Source organism: Paenibacillus sp. 01T422, from assembly GCF_056398785.1.
Map to the genome: position 1 here is coordinate 1 of NZ_JBFTQB010000995.1, position 2,239 is coordinate 2,239.

A 2,239-nucleotide genomic window follows, 5' to 3' on the forward strand; every position below is an offset into this window, starting at 1 on the left:
CTCGAACACGTTTCACTTGATTAAACTGTGGTCCATGTTTCGATAAGCCAGACAAAAAAAATGCCGCCTGCAAGGTCTAAGTGACCTCGTCAGGTGGTATTTTTTTACTTTCCAAAAAAACCACTTGCATAACGAATACGTGTTCGGTATATAATAAGTAACACGAATATATGTTCGCATATGGTGGTGGAAAATATGAGTGTTCATGCAAGAATTGAGACAGAAGAGGATGTTCAAATTATTAAGGAATATACGCTGCTGCCCATTTTACTCGATATGTTGGCAAGGGATATGGAGGAACTCAAGGTTTATAAGGATAAAATTGTGTACAATCATATTCTTTTTTACCTCAGAGAGGTGGAGACCGCCATTTATCCTCAATTACAAAGCATTAAGAGCGTTATGAAGAAAAGAGATATTAAAGTGATTCATACCGAAATGAATGCACTAGGTATTAATGTCGAGTACAAAGTCCGGGGCTACATCCATCACTTCACGATGCTTCGCAGCTTAGTTAAAGCAGAACTGATGACTACGCTGATGAATATGCGGGGGGGATTACGGTGAGCAAAGGAAAGGAGCGGACCATATTTCTGGCGGACTGTCAGAGCTTCTATGCAAGTGTAGAGAAAGCGGATTATCCGGGATGCAGGGATAAACCGGTTGCGGTCGCTGGAGACCCTGCCTTGCGTTCAGGCATCATTCTGGCTGCTTGTCCCATTGCCAAATCATTTGGTGTCTCCACGGCCGAGCGGCTGGGGGAAGCGCTTAAGAAATGCCCGGAACTGGTCGTTATGCGTCCGCGCATGCAGCATTATATTGATGTTTCACTTATGATTACTAAAATATACGAAGAATTTACCGATCTTGTTGAGGTTTTCAGTATTGATGAGCAGTTTCTAGACATTACGGCAAGCTTGCCTTTTTTCGGGGACCCGGATACGATTGCGATGGCCATTCAGCGGAAAGTGCTGCAGCAAACGGGAGTGAAGGTCCGCATAGGGATTAGCTCGAATAAAATACTGGCGAAGATCGCCACCGATATTTGGGCTAAAAAGAATGCCAGCGGCATTTTCACGTTACGCCCGTCCGCCGTGGAGGAGCACTTATGGGCGGAGCCTGTAAGTAAAATGTTCGGTGTAGGTTCACGGATGACCGCGCATTTTGCCAGACTGGGCATGTATACGATCGGTGAGGTGGCAAAAACGCCGCTGCCGGTGCTCAAGGACAAATTCCGTGCACGCTTCGGCAAGCAGTCAGACATTCACGCGGAAGTGATGTGGCGAACAGCGAATGGTCTGGATGATAGTCCGGTTACACCTGGTACGTTCGACACGCCTCCGAAGTCTATAGGCCATATGATGACTCTCCCTAGGGACTATGCGGAATCCGCTGAGGTGGATACAATCCTGCTCGAGCTTACCGAAGAGGTATGCCGCGATTGTCGGCGCAAGGGATATATGGCGTCCATTGTGACCGTTAGCTGCATGTGCAGCCCGTTTGACGCGCCAACAGGCTTTTCACGCCAAATGAAGATGCCGGACCCTACGAATCATACAAGAACAGTTTTTCAAGCGGTTAAGCAGCTGTTCTACAAGTTCTGGGACACGATGCCCGTACGCCGTGCCGGTGTGATGCTAAGCCAATTCGTTGACGATGACACGTATCAGCTTACGCTTTTTGAGGATCAGGTCAAGGCGAGGGCGCTTGAGAAAGTAACAGACAGCCTCAAGGACCGATTCGGCAACGCAGCGATTGTGCGGGCTTCCTCGCTCACGACAGCCGGTCAAGCACAGAACAGAGCGCTCAAAATCGGGGGGCACTATAAATGAGTAAGAAACTGGAAAAGAATGGTTTATGGGAATCCAGCAGGATGATGCTGCCGCAACACCGCGAAGCACTGCAAAATTTGCGCAGCGACAAGGCTGTTCCGGCGAATCGTCCTACAGCGGAGGACATTGGCATTATGCGAGACTACGTGCTGCTGCCCCTGATGCATGGGATGATCAAAAGAAAGGCTGTTGAGATCGAAAGATCCGCCGAAACGCTTAGACAGCTCTATTCACGCGCTGCCCACGCGCTTGCGGCCCAAATCTTAGCTGATTTAAGTGAAACCAAAACGAAAATGATGCACAGAAGCATTCAATTGGTCGAGGAAGAGAAGAATGATCGGGCCATTCACTACCGCTATGTTTGCCGCGGGCATGAAGACGCGCTGATTATTGCGAAAGACTATATG

General features: G+C 48.5%; 3 protein-coding genes. All 3 read left to right on the forward strand.

Annotated elements, in window-relative coordinates:
- Window positions 1-195 precede the first annotated feature (195 nt).
- Window positions 196-567 (forward strand): YhjD family protein, encoded by a 372-nt coding sequence (locus tag AC1DUA_RS34605; RefSeq protein WP_127452234.1) that lies wholly within the window; start codon window positions 196-198, stop codon window positions 565-567.
- Window positions 564-1,832 carry a DNA polymerase IV gene (locus tag AC1DUA_RS34610; protein WP_477504051.1) on the forward strand — a complete coding sequence of 423 codons (1,269 nt, stop codon included), beginning with the start codon at window positions 564-566 and terminating at the stop codon, window positions 1,830-1,832. The genes AC1DUA_RS34605 and AC1DUA_RS34610 overlap by 4 nt, the downstream gene beginning before the upstream one ends.
- On the forward strand, window positions 1,829-2,239 hold a 411-nt coding region (locus AC1DUA_RS34615; protein ID WP_477504052.1), incomplete at its 3' end, for a YhjD family protein. The genes AC1DUA_RS34610 and AC1DUA_RS34615, both read left to right, overlap by 4 nt.